1 pseudogene is annotated in these 295 nt (G+C 66.1%); it reads right to left on the bottom strand.

The features are described from left to right. Positions 1-295, bottom strand: a pseudogene (locus FY112_RS00020) (sugar ABC transporter ATP-binding protein); the annotation flags it as partial.

The following is a 295-nucleotide window of genomic DNA, read 5'->3' as shown; positions in this document are numbered from 1 at the left end:
TCAGTCAGCGAGCGCGCCTTGCGGTCGGCGCCATCGGGATCGGTCAAGGCCTCCGGGCGGATGCCGAAGATCACCTGTTTGCCGGTATAGGCGGTCAGGCCGTCATTGCCTGAGATGACCGGCAGTCGGAGCGGCGCGGCATTCGGCCGCTCCAGCGAGACCTCGAGCCCGCCGGCGCCGTTCTCGACGGTGGCGTTCAAGAGGTTCATCGCCGGCGATCCCATGAAGTCGGCGACGAAGATGTTGGAAGGGCTGTTATAGATCTCGGCCGGCGTGCCGAACTGCTGCAGCACGC

The sequence above is a fragment of the Rhizobium sp. PEPV16 genome, assembly GCF_008919455.1.
In the GTDB taxonomy this organism is placed as follows: domain Bacteria; phylum Pseudomonadota; class Alphaproteobacteria; order Rhizobiales; family Rhizobiaceae; genus Rhizobium; species Rhizobium leguminosarum_Q.
This window is presented reverse-complemented; position numbering and strand designations above follow the sequence as displayed.